The 1,511-nt window shown below is 67.2% G+C and carries 1 protein-coding gene; it reads right to left on the bottom strand.

Annotated features, from left to right (window positions below; all coding sequences use genetic code 11):
• Positions 1–1,426, bottom strand: a 1,426-nt coding sequence (locus Rhe02_RS49410) for an IS4 family transposase (protein ID WP_203915545.1), incomplete at its 3' end; no start/stop codon positions are given.
• Between the last annotated feature and the right edge of the window lie 85 nt (positions 1,427–1,511).

Genomic DNA, 1,511 nt, shown 5'->3' with positions numbered 1-1,511 from the left:
AAGCGGCTCTGGGTTGGATGTTGATGTTGTAGGTGACGTGGGTTGAGGCGGGTGTGTCGCGGTTTTTGGTGTGGTATTTGGTTTGTCGTGGGCGGGTTTGTCGTGGGCTGATTCTGTTGCGGCGTTTCAGTTTCGGTGCGGCGAGGATGTCGGCGATGAGTTGGTCGTGTGGGTGTGGGTGTCCGATCGCGGCGCGGGCGGCGCGGAGGGTGACCAGGAAGGATATGGCTGCTGGTGGGCAGCCGGCGGCGGAGGCGGCTTCGGTGCGCAGCTGGCATAGCAGTTGGTAGACGATGAGGAAGGCGTAGATTTCCTGGGTGATGCCTTCGGGGGTGCGTGAGCGCAGGATGGCGCCGGTGCCGATGAGGCGGGGTTTGAGGAGGCTGTAGCCGGTTTCGGCTTCCCAGCGTTGGTGGTAGCAGGCGGCCAGTTGTTCGGCGGGGGCGTGGGCCGCGTCGAGCAGGGTGGTTACCAGGCGGTAGGCCTCGGTGCGTGTGGTGCCGTCGGTGGCGGTGATGGTGATGGTGTACTCGATGACCCGTACCACCAGGCCGTGGCGTGGGGTGTGGGTGGAAAGGCCGGTGCGGCGGGCCACGCCGGTGCGGCGGGTCTCGGCCGGGGTGGGCATGAGCGTCAGGAACGACCCATCACCGAGCCGGGTCAGCGGGGTGAAGACCCGGTTGCTTTTGGCCCTCCACAACAGGTCCGCGCCGGTGGCCACGGCCAGGCTCCACAGGTCGAAACCCAGGAAGTTACGGTCGGCCAGCAGCAGCATGCCCGGACGCAGCGACGCGATCAGTCCCCGGGCCAGCTGCTGTTCGCTGGCCTTGGTGCTGGCGTCGAAGCAGGCATCGATGACCGTGTGGCTGGCCGTATCCGTCAACGTCATCAGCCGCAGCCGGGGCGTGCTGCCAAGGCGGTGATGAGGCGACGCTGCCGCCGGCCTGCTCACCTGCCCCGGATAGCCGAAATCAGCCGCGTTGTCCGGGGTGTCGGGCACCCCGATCTCGGTAGCGTCCCATGCCACCACCCGCCGCCCGAACACCCGCACCGCCCCCGCGTCACCGGCGCACCCCTGACCGGACACCCACTCGAACAGCAACGCGAACACGATGCTGCCCAACCGCTTACGGGCCAGACATAACGCCGCCGCCGACGCCACCCTGACCCCGGCGCCGGCAAGAACCCGCATCACCGCCTGGTACCCCGGCGGCGCGAACCCGTCCCCGCCATGACACAACGCCATCCCCAGCACCACATAAACCACCACCCGGGCCGGCAGCAGCCTGCGCCGCCGCTCCCGGCACCCCGCCACCTCGATCACCTGATCCACCACCTGCGGCGGCACCGCACCCGTCAACACACCCAGATCGATCCCGCCTACACCACTGACACCGCCAGCAGCCGTGGCAAACTGAACACGCAACGGAACTCCCCACAACGAACTTCTTGGTCGAAATTCGTCTATACAGGAGTTCCGTTGCTTTGTACGCCGCCACGCCGAACCCGCT

Origin of the sequence: Rhizocola hellebori (assembly GCF_016862955.1) — a bacterium.
GTDB lineage: Bacteria > Actinomycetota > Actinomycetes > Mycobacteriales > Micromonosporaceae > Rhizocola > Rhizocola hellebori.
The sequence above is the reverse complement of the archived record's forward strand: the minus strand, read 5'-3'. Positions and strand labels throughout refer to the sequence as shown.